This window comes from Pseudomonas sp. E45-MNA-CIBAN-0222 (assembly GCF_040310405.1).
Classification (GTDB): domain Bacteria; phylum Pseudomonadota; class Gammaproteobacteria; order Pseudomonadales; family Pseudomonadaceae; genus Stutzerimonas; species Stutzerimonas stutzeri_AC.
Genome location: NZ_JBEOPU010000007.1, coordinates 127,799 through 144,881, shown reverse-complemented (window position 1 = coordinate 144,881; position 17,083 = coordinate 127,799). Strand labels below are relative to the sequence as shown.

Genomic DNA, 17,083 nt, shown 5'->3' with positions numbered 1-17,083 from the left:
AGCGCACTGCTTAAAAATTGCCCTGGATCCAGCCCTTGAGCCGATCCAGAACAGACGTCTTTGAGTCCTCGGCGAAATTGCCGATGCCAGGTACGGGATTGCCGTCGGCCTGCTTGTGCAGTCCGTACAGCAACAGGCCCACGCCCGTCGAATAGATTGGGTTGCGTACTACGTCAGCCAGTCCCTTGACCCCGTGCGGCACGCCAAGGCGTACCGGCATGTGAAAGATTTCTTCGGCCAGGTCGATGGCTCCTTCCATCTTCGCTGTGCCGCCGGTGAGGACGATTCCGGCCGGAATCAGATCCTCGTAGCCGCTGCGCCGCAGCTCCGCTTGAATCAGCGTGAAGAGCTCGTCGTAACGCGGCTCGACAACTTCCGCCAATGCCTGGCGAGAGAGCTCGCGCGGCGGACGATCGCCAACGCTGGGAACCTTGATGGTCTCGCCTGCGCCGGCCAGCTTTGCCAACGCGCAAGCATAGCGAATCTTGATTTCTTCGGCATATTGAGTCGGCGTGCGCAGCGCCATGGCGATGTCATTGGTGACTTGGTCGCCCGCGATCGGAATGACCGCCGTATGACGAATCGCACCTTCGGTGAAGATGCAGATATCGGTGGTACCGCCGCCGATGTCGACCAGGCAGACACCCAGCTCTTTCTCGTCGTCGGTAAGCACGGCATGAGCCGAAGCCAGTTGCTCGAGAATGATGTCGTCAACTTCAAGGCCACAGCGACGCACGCACTTCTCGACATTCTGCGCAGCATTTACCGCACAGGTAACCACATGAACCTTGGCTTCCAGGCGCACACCGGACATGCCCAGGGGCTCACGCACGCCCTCCTGATTGTCGATCACGTAATCCTGGGGAAGCGTATGCAGTACACGCTGATCGGCCGGAATTGCCACAGCCTGGGCGGCGTCGAGTACACGCTCGAGATCTGCAGTGCTGACCTCGCGGTCGCGAATTGCGACGATGCCGTGGGAGTTCAGGCTGCGAATATGGTTGCCGGCCAGGCCGACGAAGGCCGAATGGATGCGGCAGCCAGCCATCAACTGAGCTTCTTCGATGGCGCGTTGGATCGACTGCACGGTGGATTCGATGTTGACCACCACGCCTTTCTTCAGCCCACGTGAGGGGTGGGTACCGATCCCAACGATTTCCAGCTCACCATCGGCAGTCACCTCACCCACCAGCGCCACCACCTTGGAGGTGCCGATGTCCAGGCCGACGATCATCTTGCCGCTTTGCACGCTCGACATGTGTCTCATTCCTCAATTCTTCGCAGCGACGGTCGTATCCGCCGCAGTCGGGATCGGCTCATGCCAGGCGACGGCCAGGCCGTTCGCATAGCGCAGATCGATCCGTGCGATCTTCTCGCTTTCCTGCTCCAGCGCCTTTTGATAAATGGCGGTGAAGCGACGCATTTTTTCTACAACCTGATCCCTGCCCAGCAGCAATTCGATGCCCTGATTGGTGGTCAGAAACCAGCTCCCACGTTCACGCAGCTCAAGGCGGGAAATGGAGAATCCCAGGGGGCGCAGCATCTGGCTGAGCATCTGGTATTGCTGCATGACACGCTGTTGGGCCCGCTTCGGACCATATAAATGTGGCAAGTGTTCATATCGGCTCAGGTCATCCGGCGAGAAAGCCTGTCCTTTATTGTTAAGCAATGCTTCGCCCCCCCAACGGGCAATCGGCAATTGCTCATCCAGACGCACCATTACCTGGTCCGGCCAGACGCGACGAACTTCGACGTGAGCGATCCACGGCATCTGTTCGAGTTGGTGGCGCATACCGTTCAGATCAACCTTGAAGAAGCTCTGCTCGACGAAAGGCGCGATACGCTGCTGAACCGCTTCACGGCTGACATAGCCCAGCTCGCCCTGCACGCTGACCTTGGCAATCGGCCGGTCGGCGTAGGGCAACAAGCGCTCGCCCAGGTCGTAAAGACCAACCACCAGCCCAATCAGCAGCACCGGCCAGACGAAGCGTTTCAGGCCGGAGAGGTTAGGCTTCGGCAGGCGCTGCGAAAGCGGCTGCGGTTGCACCAGGCGGCTCGCACCCCGTTGCACGGGCTTGCGCGAGGCACGGCCGCTTCCGGGTTGCGAATGGCGCAGCGTGGCGATCATGGCTAGCTCCCCGCCTCGAGGCTGTCATCAAGAATGCTCAGGACCAACTGCTGGAAATCCAGACCAGCAGCACGCGCCGCCATCGGAACCAGGCTGTGATCGGTCATGCCGGGTACGGTATTCACTTCCAGCAACCAGAAATTGCCGACGGCATCCTGCATCACATCGACCCGTGCCCAGCCGCGAATGCCGACCGCTTCGCAGGCACGGGCTGACAGCACCTTGAGTTCCTCTTCCCGTTCTGCATCGAGCCCACAGGGAATGCGGTACTGGGTATCAGAGGCCAGGTACTTGGCGTCGTAGTCGTAGAAACTATGCGGCGTGCCCAAGCCAATAGGCGGAAGCACCTGGCCATGCAATACGGCCACGGTGAACTCCGGGCCCTGGATCCACTGCTCGACCAGCACTTGCGAGTCGTAGGCACTAGCGTCACGCCAAGCGCTGATCAGCTCTGCCAGCTCACCGACCTTGGCCATGCCGATGCTCGAGCCTTCGTGCGCCGGCTTGACGATCAGTGGAAAGCCCAAGGTGTCCGCTGCAGCCTTGCAATCGGCTTCCGTAGCCAGCACGGCATGTTGCGGAGTCGGCAGGCCCAGGCTCTGCCAGACCTGCTTGGTGCGCAGCTTGTCCATGGCCAGGGCCGACGCCAGGATGCCACTACCGGTGTAAGGGATACCGGCGCATTCCAGCAAGCCTTGCATACTGCCATCTTCGCCGCCGCGACCGTGCAGGACGATAAAGGCACGATCAATCCGTTCGCTGCCCAGACGCTGCAGCAGATCGTCGCCGGCATCGATACCGAACGCATCCACACCGGCTTCCTGTAACGCGGCGAGAACTGCGGCGCCGGATTTCAGGGACACCTCACGTTCAGCGCTCTTGCCGCCGAAAAGCACAGCGACACGGCCGAATGCCTTGGGGTCGCGAGTCGAATGCAGGGCGCTCATTGGGATTTCCTCGCGGAGCCATCGCCACCGAACAGCGGGCTTCTCAGCAGTTGCGGCGCCAGTCCGCCGATATCGCCAGCTCCTTGGCAGAGCAGGATGTCACCAGCGCGCAGCAGCGGCTTGACCAGCGGCGCCAGGTCGACGCCACGCTCGACATAGATCGGATCCAGCTGTCCGCGCTGGCGGATGCTGTGGCACAGCTGACGGCTATCGGCGCCGGGGATCGGGTCTTCGCCGGCCGGATAGACCTCCATCAACAGCAGCACGTTGGATTCGCCCAGCACCTGTACGAAGTCGTCATAAAGGTCGCGGGTACGGCTGAAGCGGTGTGGCTGATAGACCATCACCAGGCGCCGTTCCGGCCAACCGCCGCGTACGGCCTTGATCACAGCGGCAACTTCGCGCGGGTGGTGACCATAATCGTCTACCAGCATCACGCTGCCATTCTCGACCGGCAGATCGCCATAAACCTGGAAGCGGCGGCCGACGCCAGCAAACTCCGCGAGGCCCTGAACGATGGCGTCGTCATCAATACCTTCATCAGTCGCGATGGCGATGGTCGCCAGAGCGTTGAGCACGTTGTGGTTGCCGGGCATGTTCACCGATACATCCAGCGGTTCGCAGCCATCGCGCAGCACGGTGAAGTAGGTGCGCATGCCTTCCTGGCGAATATTGATCGCGCGCACATCGGCGTCTTCGCTGAAACCGTAGGTGGTAGTTGGGCGGCCGATCTGCGGGATGATCTCGCGCACGAACGGATCATCGACGCAGAGCACAGCCAGACCGTAGAACGGCAGGTTGTGCAGGAACTCGACAAAGGTCTTCTTCAGCTTGCCGAAGTCGCCGCCGTAGGTGCTCATGTGGTCGGCGTCGATGTTGGTCACCACCGCCACCATAGGCTGCAAGTGGAGGAAGCTGGCATCGCTCTCATCCGCCTCGGCGATCAGGTAACGGCTGCTACCCAGCTGCGCGTTGGTGCCGGCCGCAGTCAGTCGGCCGCCGATGACGAAGGTCGGATCAAGCCCGCCAGCAGCAAACACCGAGGCCAACAGGCTGGTGGTGGTGGTCTTGCCATGGGTCCCGGCGACCGCAATGCCGTGCCGATAACGCATCAGCTCAGCGAGCATCTCGGCACGCGGCACAACCGGAATACGCTGTTCGAGCGCCAGCGCAACTTCTGGATTGGCCGAATTCACCGCGCTGGACACCACTAGCACGTCGGCACCTGCGACATTACCGGCCTGGTGGCCGATGAATATCTGCGCCCCGAAGCTCTGCAGGCGATCGGTGCTGGCAGACTCCTTGAGATCGGATCCGGAAACTTCGTAGCCGAGGTTGAGCAGCACCTCGGCGATACCGCACATCCCAACTCCGCCGATACCTACGAAGTGAATACGACGGATGCGGCGCATGCGCCGTACTTCCGCTTTTACCGCGGCGGGAGATTTAGCCACGGGCCACCTCCAGACAGATATCGACCACGCTGCGGGTGGCGTCGGGCCGGGCCAGGCGGCGCGCGGTGGCGCCCATGGCCTTGAGTTTTTCCGGCTGCATCATTACCTCGGTCAGCTGAGCGGCAAGCGCGGCCGCATCAGTCTTGGCTTGCGGCAGAAGGACGGCAGCGCCCTCCTTCGCCAGATATTCGGCGTTGCGCGTCTGGTGGTCGTCTATCGCGTGGGGCAGCGGCACCAGAAAGGACGGCAGCCCGGCGGCGGCCAGCTCGCAAACGGTGAGCGCGCCTGCACGACAGATGACCAGATCGGCCCAGGCGTATGCCCGCGCCATGTCCTTGATGAAAGGTGCGACCTCGGCCTCGACGGCTGCTTCTGCGTAGCGCTGCGTAGTCAGGTCGGCGTGCTGCTTGCCCGCCTGATGGAACACTTCTGGGCGCAATTCCAGCGGCAGCTGCGCCAAAGCCACAGGCAACAGCTTGTTCAAAGGCTCGGCACCGAGGCTGCCACCCAGCACCAACAGCCGTGGTCGGCGACCGACCAGGGTGTCACGCGGGGTTTCCAGAAACAGCTCTTCACGTACGGGATTACCCGTGGTACGACGCTTTGTGTTGGCCTTGAACGTATCCGGGAAGGCTTCGCAAACGCGGCTTGAGAGTGGCGCGAGGCTACGGTTGGCGGTACCAGCCACAGCGTTCTGCTCGTGGATAACCAGCGGCACACCGGCCAACTTAGCAGCCAGTCCACCCGGCCCAGTGACATAGCCACCCAAACCCAGCACGCACACCGGCTGTAGTTGGCGAACGATGCGGCGCGCCTGGAACAGTGACCGAATCAGCTGCAGCGGCGCCTTGATCAGCGATGCGATGCCCTTACCGCGCAACCCACTGACCTGAATCAAATGCAGCGGCAGACCGGCTGCCGGCACCAGTTCATTCTCGATACCGCGCGGTGTACCAAGCCAGTGCACGACATAGCCACGCGCCTGAAATTCACGGGCACAAGCCAGCGCGGGGAAGACGTGGCCACCAGTACCGCCAGCCATGATCAGCACATTAGCGGCCATGGGCGACCTCCTTGGTCGGCGGCTCGGCGAAATCGGCTTCGTCGAACTCGGTATCCTCACTGCCCAGCACAGTGCGGCTTTCCCATTCGATCCGCAGCAGCAGCGCCATGCTTGCGCAGGTCACGACCAGCGAGCTGCCGCCATAGCTGAGGAACGGCAACGTCAGACCCTTGGTTGGCAGCAGACCGACATTCACGCCTACGTTGATCAGGAACTGGCCCAACCAGAGGAACGCCAGCCCCCAGGCGACATAGGCGGCGAAGAACTGCCGGGCCTTCTCTGCCCATAGGCCTATATACAGCGCGCGGATGCCGACGAACGCGAACAGCGCGATCGTCGCCAACGCACCGATCATGCCCAGCTCCTCGGCCAGCACGGAGAATACGAAGTCGGTATGCGCTTCCGGCAAATAGAACTGCTTCTGCACGCTGTTACCCAGCCCGACGCCGAACCATTCGCCACGTCCAAAGGCGATCAACGCCTGGGTCAACTGGTAGCCGGCACCGTACTGGTCCGCCCATGGGTCGGTGAAGGTAATCAGGCGCTGCAGGCGATACTCCTGGGTCTGTACCAACACCACTACTGCACCGACCGCCGCGATTACCAGCAAGCTGAAGCGAATCATCCCCACGCCACCGAGGAACAGCATCGCCACTGCGGCGCCCATCATGACCACCGTGGCGCCGAAGTCAGGCTCCAGCAGAAGGAGGAATGCCATCGGCAGCAGGACCAGGAACGGCTTGGCGAACCCCCACATGCTCTCGCGGACTTCTTCCTGCCGGCGCACCAGATAACCGGCCAGATAAATGACCACGAACACTTTTGCCAACTCGGATGGCTGCACGTTGAACGCACCGAAACCGATCCAGCGCATGGAGCCGTTCACTTCGCGACCAATGCCCGGCAACAGCACCAAAATCAACAGCCCGAACGCCGCCAGCAGGAGCATCCAGTCCAGGCGCTGCCAAACCGACAGCGGCACCAGCAGCATCGCGGTGCCGGCGCCTAGGCCCAGCAGCACATAGATGAGGTGACGAATCATGTGGTAGAGCGGATTGCCAGCGTTCACCGCCGCGACTTCGGAGGATGCCGAGGTGATCATTACCAGGCCGAGCCCAAGCAGTGCCAGGCAGCCGGCAAGCATGGGGAAATCCAGATCCAGGCCGCGGCGACCGAACAAAGGCGAAGGTGCATGACGCAGGAAGGCGAGCATCAGTTGAGCGCCTCCACCGCAGCGGCGAAGAGCTGGCCACGCTCTTCGAAATTCTTAAACATGTCCAGGCTGGCACAGGCCGGCGAGAGCAATACCGCATCGCCCTCATTCGCGCACTCAGCGGCGCGCTGTACAGCCTCGTCTAGCGTCGTAACGTGGACCAGGGCCGTAGCATCGGCCAAGGCATCGGCAAGACGCTGTGCATCGCGACCGAGCAACACCACGGCGCGGCAGTAACGAGCAATCGGCAAACGCAGCGCCGAAAAATCTGCCCCCTTGCCGTCGCCACCGGCAATCAGCACCAGCTTGCCATCAATATCGGCTCCCAGGCCTTCGATCGCTGCCAGCGCCGCTCCGACATTAGTAGCCTTCGAATCGTCGTAGTAATCGACCCCGTTCCGCTGGCCAACCCACTGGCAGCGATGCGGCAAGCCGGCGAATTGGCGCAGCGTCTCCAGCATCGGCTCGAACGGCAGCCCTACGGCATTGCCCAGCGCCAGGGCCGCCAGCGCATTGGACTGATTGTGCGCGCCTCGCATCTTTAGCTCACGAACAGGCATCAGCGTCTCGAACTGGAACGCCAGGTACTTCTCACCCTTATCTTCGAACAGCCCAAACCCCTTGAAGTCGGGTTTGCCGAGCCCGAAGGTCCAGGTGGGCAAATCATCAGCCACCAATGGCCGGCTGAGGCGATCGTCACGATTGACCACCACCTGGCGCGCACCACGGAAGATTCGATGCTTGGCCTGGTGGTAGGCCGGCAGGCCGCTGTAGCGGTCCATGTGGTCTTCGCTGATGTTCAGGCAGGTCGCCACCTCGGCATTGAGCTGCTCGGTGGTTTCGAGTTGGAAGCTGGACAGCTCCAACACGTAAAGCTCTACCTCATCATCGAGCAGATCAAGGGCCGGAGTGCCGAGGTTGCCGCCAACTGCCACTTTGCATCCTGCGGCTTTTGCCATTTCGCCCACTAGCGTGGTTACGGTGCTTTTAGCGTTGGAACCAGTGATAGCAATGATCGGGGCCCTGGCTTCGCGAGCGAACAGCTCGATATCCCCGGACAGCTTGACTCCGCGGGCTTTCGCTTCCTGCAGCGCCGGGGTGCTGACTGCCAGGCCTGGGCTCACCAGCAGCTCGCTGGCAGTGCAGAGAAACTCCACGTCAAGCTCGCCGCAGCGCACCTGCACGTCGGGATACTCTGCGCTGAGAGTCGCCAGCTCCGGCGGGTTCACACGGGTGTCAGCGACGGCAAACGGCAGGCCACGGCGCGCCAGATGGCGAACCAGGGACATGCCGCTCTTGCCGAGGCCGACAACGATGCGGAACTGGTCGGAAGCGATGAGCACTCTCAATTACCTCAGTTTCAGGGTGGCGAGGCCAACGAGCACCAGGATCACGGTAATGATCCAGAAGCGCACGATTACCCGAGGCTCGGGCCAGCCCTTGAGTTCGAAATGGTGGTGGATCGGCGCCATACGAAACACGCGCTTACCGGTCAGCTTGAAGCTGGCGACCTGGATCATTACCGACAGGGTTTCCATCACGAACACGCCACCCATGATGAACAACACCACTTCCTGGCGAACGATTACCGCGATGGTGCCTAAGGCTGCGCCGAGCGCCAGCGCGCCGACGTCGCCCATGAAGACCTGGGCCGGATAGGTGTTGAACCAGAGAAAGCCGAGACCGGCGCCGATCAGCGCGCCGCAGAAGACGATCAGCTCACCGGCGCCTGGCACATAAGGAATCAGCAGGTATTCGGCAAAGTTCACGTTACCGGACAGGTAGCAGAAAATACCCAGGCCACCACCGACCATCACGGTAGGCATGATCGCCAGACCATCAAGACCATCGGTGAGGTTGACCGCGTTGCTCGAGCCGACGATGACGAAGTAGGTGAGAATCACGAAACCGATGCCCAGCGGGATCTCGATGTTCTTCAGCAACGGCAGGATCAGCGTGGTTTCGACTGGCGTCTGCGCAGTCATATAAAGGAAGACAGCGGCGCCGAGGCCGAAGACCGATTGCCAGAAATATTTCCAGCGGCTCGGCAGGCCACGGGAGTTCTTCTCGATCACCTTGCGATAGTCATCGACCCAACCGATCGCACCGAACAGCAAAGTCACCGCCAGTACCACCCAGACATAGCGATTGGACAGGTCTGCCCACAGCAGCGTGCTGATGCTGATGGCGCTGAGGATCAGCGCACCACCCATGGTCGGGGTGCCGGATTTGGACAGGTGCGACTGCGGACCATCGGTACGCACGGACTGGCCGATCTGGCGCAACTGCAGCGTGCGGATCAGCCAAGGGCCCATCCACAGCGACAGCACCAGCGCGGTGAGGACGCCGAGAATTCCACGCAGCGACAGGTACTGAAAGACCGCGAAGCCCTTGTGGAACTGTTGCAGATACTCGGCGAGCAGCAGCAGCATCAATGTTTCTCCATGGATGGCCCAGCGAGCGCATCGACGACTTTGTCCATCGCCGCGCTGCGTGAGCCCTTGATCAGAATGGTGGTGCCGCTGCCCTGTTCGGCTCGCAGGCTATCGATGAGGCTGGCCTGGTCGGCGAAATGTCGCGCCCCTGGGCCGAACGCTTGAACCGCATGGGCCATCAGCGGCCCTACCGCGTAGAGGGTGTCGACTTTGCCAACCGCGTATGCGCCAACTTCACGATGGCCCTGCTCAGCCCACTCGCCCAGCTCGCCCATATCGCCAAGCACGAGGATGGTGCGACCGGCAAAACTGGTCAGCACGTCGATTGCCGCGCAGATCGAAGCAGGATTGGCGTTGTAGCTGTCGTCGATCAGGCGCACACCATTGCCCAGCATCAGCGCTACGGCTCGGCCCTTGACCGGTTGCAGCTGTTGCAGGCCGGCAACAACGGCGTCGGCGTCGACACCGAGCGCATGAGCCGCCGCAGCTGCGGCCAAGGCATTGGCAACGTTGTGCCGCCCCAGCAGATTGAGTTGAATACGGAGATTGCCCAGCGGGCCGGTCAAAACGAAGCTCGGGCAACCGCGCTGATCGTAGGCGATAGAGCCGGCGGAGAAATCGGCGAGCGGGTTCGCCAGGCCGAAAGAAACGATACGCTTGCCCGCGACACGCTCGGCCCAGATCGGATAGGCCTTGTCATCGCGATTCAGGACCGCAATGCCGCTTTCGCTCAGACCGTCGAGAATCTCGCCTTTGGCTTCGACGATCTTGTGCGGGCCGCCGAACTCGCCGACATGAGCGGTCCCGGCGTTGGTGATCAGACTGACATCAGGTCGCACCAGCTTTACGGTGTAAGCGATGTCGCCGGGGCGCGAAGCACCGAGCTCGATGACCGCAGCGCGGTGCTCGGCGCTCAACTCTAGCAGGGTCAACGGCGCGCCCAGATCATTATTGAGATTGCCGCGAGTCGCCAGTACGGCGTTCTGCCCGTGCGCGCTACGCAGAATGCTGGCGAGCATTTCCTTTACGCTGGTTTTGCCGCTGGAGCCGGTGATCGCTGCGACAGGCCCGGAGAAAGCGTCACGATTGAGCGCACCAAGGCGCCCGAGTGCCAAACGGGTATCGGCGACGACCAGTTGCGGCAGCGACGCGCCTGCGATCTCGCGCTCAACCAACGCTGCAGCTGCGCCTTTATTGGCCACGTCTGCCAGATAGGCATGGCCATCGAAGCGAGGTCCGGTCAGCGCGATGAACAACTGCCCCGGCTGAACAGCGCGACTGTCGGTGCTGACTGCGTCGAAGCCGGCATCCGCGCCTATCAGACGGCCGGACAAAGGCTGCTGCAGCGCGCTCAGGCGCATCGCTTCAAGCATGGGGATTCTCCCAAGTGGCCAAGCCCGTGGAGGCTTCTTCGATGTCGGAGAACGGCAGGCGCTCACCACAAACTTCCTGGTAGTCCTCGTGACCTTTGCCGGCGAGCACGACCACGTCCTCGGCTCGTGCCATCGAGATAACGCTGGCAATCGCTTGGGCGCGGCCATGCATGATGGTGACGGCCTCGGGGTTGACGAACCCTGCACGGATGTTCTCGATGATCTGCTCGGGCGCCTCGTTGCGCGGATTGTCATCGGTGACCACAACGCCGTCGGCCAGACGCTCCGCGACTTCAGCCATCAGCGGACGTTTGCCGGTATCACGATCACCGCCGCAACCGAACAGGCAAAGCAACCTGCCGCGCGCGTGTGGACGCAGTGCGGTGAGGACTTTTTCCAATGCATCGGGGGTGTGTGCGTAGTCGACCACGACCAGCGGGCGATCACCGCCACCCAAGCGCTGCATGCGGCCAGCTGGGCCCTCGAGCTCCGGCAGCACAGCCAGGATTTCATCCAACGGGTAGTCCATTCCCAGCAGAGCGCCAATGGCGGCCAGTACATTGCTGACGTTGAAGCGTCCCAGCAACGGGCTGCGCATCGAGCGCTCACCCTGGGGAGTGATGAGCCGCGCATGGATGCCATCATCACTGAGTCGGGCATCGGCGCAAAACAGATAGGCCGAGCGATCCTCCAGACTGTACGTAACTAGCCGCGAGTCGCGCTCTTCACCCGCCAGCACGCGACCAAAACCGTCATCAATGTTGATCACCCGGCAGCGCAGGCCGGGCACGTCGAACAGGCGCGCCTTCGCGGCCCCATAGGCTTCCATGGTGCCGTGGTAATCAAGGTGGTCACGCGACAGGTTGGTGAACACGGCGACGTCGAAATCCAGCGCGGCGACTCGCCCCTGATCCAGGCCGTGCGAGGACACCTCCATCGCTACGGCGCGAGCGCCCTCTTGCTTGAGGTTGGCCAGCGTCGCCTGTACGCCGATGGCATCCGGCGTCGTATGCCGGCCGAGCTGCAGATGGCCGTGAAACCCCGTACCCAGCGTGCCAATGATGCCGCAGGGCTCGCCGAGACGGTCGAGCGCCTGCGCAATCAGCTGGCTGACACTGGTCTTGCCATTGGTTCCGGTAACGCCGACTAGGCGCAGGCTGCGGCTGGGCTCACCGTAGAAGCGCCCGGCAATGGCGGACAACTGACTGGCCAGATGCTGCACCGGGACCATCACGGCATTACCGGTCAGCGCCTGGTCGAGACCTTCCGCTTCATAAGCAACCGCAGCGGCACCGCGAGCAATGGCATCCTGCACATGGTCGCGACCATCGAACTGCAGCCCCGGCACCGCCAAAAACAGATCACCGCCGCGAACCTTGCGGCTGTCGAGTGTCAATTCGCGAATCAGGACATCGCTGCCAGCTTGAGGCAACAGATGATTCAGAGGCATTGGCATCAGATGCGCCCTCCCTTGCCTTTTACTGCTTCCACGGTCTGTAGATCGGCCGGCGGAGGCAGATTGTCCGGTGCAACATTCATCAGACGCAGCGCCCGGGCCATGACCTTGCCGAATACCGGGGCTGCAACCAAACCACCGTAGTACTGCCCCTTGCTCGGCTCATCTACGACGATTACCGCAGCAATCCGCGGATTGGACAGCGGCGCAACACCAGCGAAGAACGAACGATAGGCATCCTTGGTGTAGCCACCCGTGCCGGAGATCTTCTTGGCGGTCCCGCTCTTTCCGCCGACCTGGTAGCCCGGCACTTTTGCGCGCGCACCACCACCACCTTCCTCTTCAACGACAGCGCGCAACATCTGCAGAACCGTCCCGGAAATCTGCTTATCGATGACCTGCACACCATCCTGCGCCCGATCCAGGCGCAACAGAGAAAGCGGTACGTTGGAGCCTTGATTACCTAGCACGGCATACGCATGTGCCAATTGAACGGCTGTCACGGACAAGCCGTAGCCATAGGCCAGGGATGCGGTTTCAGCGTCCCGCCACTTACGATGATTAGGTAGGTTGCCCACACGCTCACCGGGAAAACCCAGTCCGGTGTCCTGACCGAAGCCGGCTTGCTGCATCACCGCGTAAACCGGCTCGGCGCCGATATCCAGCGCAATCTTGCTGATACCAACGTTACTCGACTTCATCAGAATGCCGGTCAACGAAAGCATGCCGCCGCGAGACACGTCGCGGATTGTGTAGCGGCCGATGCGCATCCAGCCGGGCAGCGTGTTGACGACTGAATCCGGCTGATATTTGCCGGTGCCCAGCGCGGCGGCAATACTGAACGGCTTGACGGTCGAACCTGGTTCGAAGACGTCGATCATCGCACGGTTGCGCATGGCGGCCGGCTGCAGGTTGCGCCGATTGTTGGGGTTGTAGGTTGGCTGATTGGCCATGGCGAGGATTTCGCCTGTCTTGACGTCGACCATCACCAGGCTGGCGGCCTTGGCGCCGTACTCATGCACAACGTTACGTAGTTCGCTGTGGGCGAGGTACTGCAGGCGAAGATCGATCGACAATGCCATGGCCTTGCCCGCCTTGGCGTTCTTCGTTACCTGGACATCCTTGATCAGCCGGCCGCGGCGGTCCTTGAGCACCTGGCGCTTACCCGGCACGCCGGCAAGCCACTCGTCATAAGCGAGTTCCATGCCTTCACGACCACGGTCATCAATATCGGTAAAACCCACTACATGTGCGGCCACTTCGCCAGCTGGATAGAACCGGCGGAACTCTTCCTGGGCGTATACACCGGGAATTTTCAGATCCAGCACGTCCTGACCCTGCTCGGGCGTCAGGCCGCGCACCAGGTAGATGAATTCGCGCGAAGCTTGCGACTGTAGCCGCTCGCTCAAAGTCGCTGCGTCCTGACCCAGGGCCTTGGCCAACTCCGCCCACCGTGCGCGGGATGCCTGCAGCTCCTTCGGGTTACCCCAAAGCGTGGTGACTGGCGTGCTCACTGCAAGTGGCTCACCGTTGCGGTCCGTGATCAAGCCCCGGTGGGCAGGTATCGGTATGTGCCGAACGCTGCGCGCGTCACCCTGGCCTTTGAGAAACCCCTGATCCATCACCTGCAAATCGACAATACGCCAAGCGATGGCACCCACCAGCAGAGCCAGCAGCGTCAGTACGATGCGGAAGCGCCACGGATAAAGCGCGCCCTGAAGGTTCATCATGGCTTCACCAGCCTGACGTCTGCCGCCGCAGGAATATGCATGCGTAGCTGGTCAGTCGCCAGCGTCTCGATGCGGCTGTGAGCCGTCCAAGTGCTCTGCTCAAGAATCAAGCGCCCCCACTCGGCCTGGGCTTTGTCGCGCACACTGAGCTCGCCATACAGATCATTGAGCAGCTGGCGATTCCAATGCGCGCAGTAGGCAACCGCGATCGCCGACAGCAGAACGCTGACGAACAACACCAGCACCAACAGGCTGCCGCGAGGCATCGAACGAAGCACACGGCTCACCGTAGTTTCTCCGCAACGCGCATGACCGCGCTACGCGAACGCGGGTTGGCCTTGACCTCAGCATCAGATGCGTACTGGGGCTTGCCAAACAGCTTCAATCGCGGCTCGAAGGCCTTTGGGATGATTGGCAGATCGCGCGGCAGCTTGTCCGCTTCGCCTTTGGCGTGTCGGCGCATGAACTGTTTGACGATGCGATCTTCCAGCGAATGAAAGCTGATAACAACGAGCCGGCCACCGACTTCAAGCGCGTCCAAGGCAGCCTCAAGCCCACGCTCAAGATCGCCCAACTCGTTGTTGATGTAGATACGCAAACCTTGGAAGGCGCGTGTCGCCGGATTCTTGCCTTTTTCCCAGGCCGGATTGGCCTCGGTTAGCACTTTGGCCAGGTCGGCCGTGCGCTCGAATGGCGCCTCTACACGGCGCTGCACCACCGCGCGCGCCATGCGTTTGGCAAAGCGCTCCTCGCCATATTCCTTGAATACGCGAGCGATCTCTTCCTCTTCGGCATGGGCGATCCATTCAGCTGCGCTCACGCCACGGCTTGGATCCATTCGCATGTCCAGAGGGCCGTCGTGAAGAAAGCTGAAACCACGAGCAGGGTCGTCCAGCTGCGGCGACGACACACCGAGGTCCAGCAAAATTCCACTGACAGTCCCATTCCAGCCGCGCTGCGCCAATTCCTCACCCAGCTCGGCAAAACTTCTCTGCACAACGACAAAGCGGCCGTCCTCGGCCGCTAGTGCTTGCCCCGTAGCGATGGCTAACGGGTCCTTGTCGAAGCCTAGCAATTGGCCATCAGAGCCAAGTTGCTGAAGTAGCAGTCGGCTATGACCGCCTCGCCCGAAGGTTCCGTCCAGATAACGGCCATCCGCGCGCACGTTCAGCGCCGCGACGGCTTCGTCGAGCAACACGGTAATATGTCGCAGACTGCTGATCTGGCTCACAGGATTAGGTCACGTAGTTCTTCCGGCAGACCGCCGGGTTGCTTGATGGCCGCCAGGTCCGCGTCGGATATCGCGTTCCAGTCGTCCTCGTTCCACAGTTGAAACTTGTTCAGTTGCCCTACCAACATCGCCCGTTTGTCTAGCCGGGCGTACTCGCGAAGGCGCGGCGGCACAACCACGCGACCGCTGCCATCCATCTCAAGATCAACGGCATTACCGATCAGCAGACGCTGCAACCGACGGGCTTCTTCGCGCAGAGAGGGCAGCTCGCGGAGCTTCGCCTCAATCAGCTCCCACTCGGGCAGGGGATAGATGCACAAACAGCGGTCCACAGCGTCGATTGTGATGATCAACTGGCCATCGCCACGGGAATTCAGCTCGTCGCGATACCGGCTGGGCATAGCTAGCCGGCCTTTGGCGTCGAGACTGATGGCGTTAGCTCCGCGAAACACGGCTGCGCTTCCCCTAAATTAGCTATCCATGCCCATATTTACCCACTTTCTGCCACTTCCTACCACTTGTGCGCACTATAGAAACGCAGCCGCCCCACCGTCAAGGCAAGCCGGACGGGAAAAAGCCTTACGGAGCGGCAATTTAGCGACGCTAATGCTGGAATCGAGCAGAACAGCGAAGGGAAGGAAGGGAGGTTCCGAACAGGCGCAAGCAGTTACTCAACAAAGTTAATGTGCTTTGTTAAGAGCAATAATCTTTCGGAATTAAAATCGGGCGTCACGAAGGTAAAAGAGGAGGAGAGTCGATCTGTAAGCCGGGTTCTGTCGAGGACAGCCATTCCTCTACGACAGCCATCACTGACTGCCTCTAGCAACCTACCCGGATCCAGCGCGGGCCACGCCAATGGATCCCTATTTGGTCTTGCTCCAAGTGGGGTTTACCTAGCCACGGACTGTTGCCAGCCGTGCGGTGCGCTCTTACCGCACCTTTTCACCCTTACCGGCGCCGAAACGCTTAGGCGGTTATTTTCTGTGGCACTTTCCGTAGGCTCACGCCCCCCAGGCGTTACCTGGCACTTCGCCCTATGGAGCCCGGACTTTCCTCCCTCCCTTCTTGCCGGAACAAAAAGAGACAGCGACTGTCCGATCGACTCTCCAGGCGCCAGAGTATCGTTGCGAGGAGCTTGCTGCAAGCGCACCTCCCTAGCGCACGCGCAATGGGTCCTGCTATTTGCGCTCCAGCGCTGCCTGATACAACAGATTCTTACGCACACCCGTGATATCAGCTGCGATGGCAGCTGCTCGTTTAAGCGGCATTTCAGCTAGCAACAAATCAAGCACCCGCAACGCCTCCGCACTCACCGCACTTTCACCCGGCGGAGCCTGCCAACCCTCTACAAGCAGTACGCACTCGCCCCGCTGCTGGTTGCTGTCTGCCTCGACCCAAGCTCTCAGCTCGGCCAAGGGCAAGCCTTTCAGCGTTTCAAAGGTTTTGGTCAACTCCCGGCCAAGCACAGCGACACGCGCCCCACCGAATATCGCCTCGAAGTCACACAGAGACTCGAGTATTCGATGCGGCGCCTCATAAAAAATAAGGGTGCGAGGCTCTTCCTTCAGCGCCTCAAGGCGCATGCACCGAGCAGCAGTCTTTGCGGGCAGAAAACCCTCGAAAATGAAACGATCCGACGGCAAGCCGGCAGCGGATAGTGCCGCAATCAACGCGCAGGCGCCCGGAACCGGCACGACCGCAATCCCCGCAGCGCGAGCCTGACGCACGAGGTGGTAGCCCGGGTCGGAGATCAGCGGTGTGCCGGCATCAGAAATCAGTGCAACATCATCCCCCGCCTGCAATCGGCCGATGAATCGACTGCCCTCGTCACGCTCATTGTGCTCATGGCACGCGGCCAAAGGAGTATGGATGCCAAAGTGCGCCATTAGGCGAGACGAATGCCGGGTATCCTCCGCGGCAATAAGCGCTACATCACCAAGCACGCGCAGGGCACGAGCACTGATGTCTTCCAGATTGCCGATAGGTGTGGCGACGACATAAAGCGTACCCACTCCGGAATTCGCACCAGCGCTGGCAGTCACAGGGCTTACCT

Annotated in this window: 15 protein-coding genes and 1 other RNA gene; all 16 read right to left on the bottom strand. The window is 61.4% G+C overall.

Translation table 11 applies throughout. The features are described 5' to 3' along the window. Nucleotides 1-10 precede the first annotated feature (10 nt). The 16 genes from ftsA to rsmI all read right to left on the bottom strand — a co-directional run bounded on the left by ftsA (nt 11) and on the right by rsmI (nt 17,072). The gene (gene ftsA / locus AAEZ08_RS12565; RefSeq protein WP_003281147.1) at nt 11-1,258 is read right to left on the bottom strand and encodes a cell division protein FtsA; all 1,248 of its coding nucleotides are present in this window, start codon (nt 1,256-1,258) and stop codon (nt 11-13) included. Nucleotides 1,259-1,270: 12 nt separating this feature from the next. Beyond that, entirely contained in the window at nt 1,271-2,128 is an 858-nt protein-coding gene (locus AAEZ08_RS12560; RefSeq protein ID WP_003281150.1) for a cell division protein FtsQ/DivIB, read from the bottom strand. A gap of 2 nt (nt 2,129-2,130) precedes the next feature. Beyond that, nucleotides 2,131-3,075: a D-alanine--D-alanine ligase gene (locus AAEZ08_RS12555; protein WP_058063891.1), complete on the bottom strand. Its 945-nt coding sequence runs from the start codon at nt 3,073-3,075 to the stop codon at nt 2,131-2,133. Beyond that, nucleotides 3,072-4,487, bottom strand: coding sequence for a UDP-N-acetylmuramate--L-alanine ligase (gene murC, locus AAEZ08_RS12550; RefSeq protein ID WP_036991069.1), 1,416 nt, complete (start codon nt 4,485-4,487; stop codon nt 3,072-3,074). The genes AAEZ08_RS12555 and murC overlap by 4 nt, the downstream gene beginning before the upstream one ends. Before the next feature lie 34 nt (nt 4,488-4,521). Beyond that, nucleotides 4,522-5,592 carry an undecaprenyldiphospho-muramoylpentapeptide beta-N-acetylglucosaminyltransferase gene (murG, locus tag AAEZ08_RS12545; RefSeq protein ID WP_003281156.1) on the bottom strand — a complete coding sequence of 357 codons (1,071 nt, stop codon included), beginning with the start codon at nt 5,590-5,592 and terminating at the stop codon, nt 4,522-4,524. Beyond that, nucleotides 5,582-6,805 (bottom strand): putative lipid II flippase FtsW, encoded by a 1,224-nt coding sequence (gene ftsW, locus AAEZ08_RS12540; RefSeq protein WP_003281157.1) that lies wholly within the window; start codon nt 6,803-6,805, stop codon nt 5,582-5,584. The genes murG and ftsW overlap by 11 nt, the downstream gene beginning before the upstream one ends. Beyond that, complete coding sequence (gene murD / locus AAEZ08_RS12535) at nt 6,805-8,148, bottom strand: UDP-N-acetylmuramoyl-L-alanine--D-glutamate ligase (protein WP_102820610.1); 1,344 nt, start codon at nt 8,146-8,148, stop codon at nt 6,805-6,807. Before murD ends, ftsW begins: the two co-directional genes overlap by 1 nt. Before the next feature lie 6 nt (nt 8,149-8,154). Further along, nucleotides 8,155-9,237: a phospho-N-acetylmuramoyl-pentapeptide-transferase gene (gene mraY, locus AAEZ08_RS12530; RefSeq protein ID WP_003281161.1), complete on the bottom strand. Its 1,083-nt coding sequence runs from the start codon at nt 9,235-9,237 to the stop codon at nt 8,155-8,157. Next, nucleotides 9,237-10,613 carry a UDP-N-acetylmuramoyl-tripeptide--D-alanyl-D-alanine ligase gene (locus AAEZ08_RS12525; protein WP_500124392.1) on the bottom strand — a complete coding sequence of 459 codons (1,377 nt, stop codon included), beginning with the start codon at nt 10,611-10,613 and terminating at the stop codon, nt 9,237-9,239. Before AAEZ08_RS12525 ends, mraY begins: the two co-directional genes overlap by 1 nt. After that, on the bottom strand, nt 10,606-12,069 hold the full coding sequence (locus AAEZ08_RS12520; RefSeq protein ID WP_500124391.1) for a UDP-N-acetylmuramoyl-L-alanyl-D-glutamate--2,6-diaminopimelate ligase: 1,464 nt from the start codon (nt 12,067-12,069) through the stop codon (nt 10,606-10,608). The genes AAEZ08_RS12525 and AAEZ08_RS12520 overlap by 8 nt, the downstream gene beginning before the upstream one ends. Continuing rightward, on the bottom strand, nt 12,069-13,796 hold the full coding sequence (locus AAEZ08_RS12515) for a peptidoglycan D,D-transpeptidase FtsI family protein (RefSeq protein ID WP_500124458.1): 1,728 nt from the start codon (nt 13,794-13,796) through the stop codon (nt 12,069-12,071). The genes AAEZ08_RS12520 and AAEZ08_RS12515 overlap by 1 nt, the downstream gene beginning before the upstream one ends. Beyond that, a complete protein-coding gene (gene ftsL, locus AAEZ08_RS12510) occupies nt 13,796-14,086 on the bottom strand; it encodes a cell division protein FtsL (protein ID WP_500124390.1) in 291 nt (96 codons plus the stop codon). Before ftsL ends, AAEZ08_RS12515 begins: the two co-directional genes overlap by 1 nt. Further along, nucleotides 14,083-15,030: a 16S rRNA (cytosine(1402)-N(4))-methyltransferase RsmH gene (gene rsmH, locus AAEZ08_RS12505; protein WP_003281169.1), complete on the bottom strand. Its 948-nt coding sequence runs from the start codon at nt 15,028-15,030 to the stop codon at nt 14,083-14,085. Before rsmH ends, ftsL begins: the two co-directional genes overlap by 4 nt. Then, nucleotides 15,027-15,482 (bottom strand): division/cell wall cluster transcriptional repressor MraZ, encoded by a 456-nt coding sequence (mraZ, locus tag AAEZ08_RS12500; protein ID WP_003281171.1) that lies wholly within the window; start codon nt 15,480-15,482, stop codon nt 15,027-15,029. The genes rsmH and mraZ overlap by 4 nt, the downstream gene beginning before the upstream one ends. Nucleotides 15,483-15,776: 294 nt before the next feature. Continuing rightward, an RNA gene (gene rnpB / locus AAEZ08_RS12495) (RNase P RNA component class A) lies at nt 15,777-16,136 on the bottom strand. 72 nt (nt 16,137-16,208) lie between these two features. Then, complete coding sequence (rsmI, locus tag AAEZ08_RS12490) at nt 16,209-17,072, bottom strand: 16S rRNA (cytidine(1402)-2'-O)-methyltransferase (protein ID WP_500124389.1); 864 nt, start codon at nt 17,070-17,072, stop codon at nt 16,209-16,211. Nucleotides 17,073-17,083 lie beyond the last annotated feature (11 nt).

Bases quoted from the DNA above. Each gene is read 5' to 3' on its own strand.
- ftsA (WP_003281147.1), bottom strand. From the start codon at position 1,258: ATGTCGAGCGTGCAAAGCGGCAAGATGATCGTCGGCCTGGACATCGGC.
- AAEZ08_RS12560 (WP_003281150.1), bottom strand. From the start codon at position 2,128: ATGATCGCCACGCTGCGCCATTCGCAACCCGGAAGCGGCCGTGCCTCG.
- AAEZ08_RS12555 (WP_058063891.1), bottom strand. From the start codon at position 3,075: ATGAGCGCCCTGCATTCGACTCGCGACCCCAAGGCATTCGGCCGTGTC.
- murC (WP_036991069.1), bottom strand. From the start codon at position 4,487: ATGCGCCGCATCCGTCGTATTCACTTCGTAGGTATCGGCGGAGTTGGG.
- murG (WP_003281156.1), bottom strand. From the start codon at position 5,592: ATGGCCGCTAATGTGCTGATCATGGCTGGCGGTACTGGTGGCCACGTC.
- ftsW (WP_003281157.1), bottom strand. From the start codon at position 6,805: ATGCTCGCCTTCCTGCGTCATGCACCTTCGCCTTTGTTCGGTCGCCGC.
- mraY (WP_003281161.1), bottom strand. From the start codon at position 9,237: ATGCTGCTGCTGCTCGCCGAGTATCTGCAACAGTTCCACAAGGGCTTC.
- AAEZ08_RS12525 (WP_500124392.1), bottom strand. From the start codon at position 10,613: ATGCTTGAAGCGATGCGCCTGAGCGCGCTGCAGCAGCCTTTGTCCGGC.
- AAEZ08_RS12520 (WP_500124391.1), bottom strand. From the start codon at position 12,069: ATGCCAATGCCTCTGAATCATCTGTTGCCTCAAGCTGGCAGCGATGTC.
- AAEZ08_RS12515 (WP_500124458.1), bottom strand. From the start codon at position 13,796: ATGAACCTTCAGGGCGCGCTTTATCCGTGGCGCTTCCGCATCGTACTG.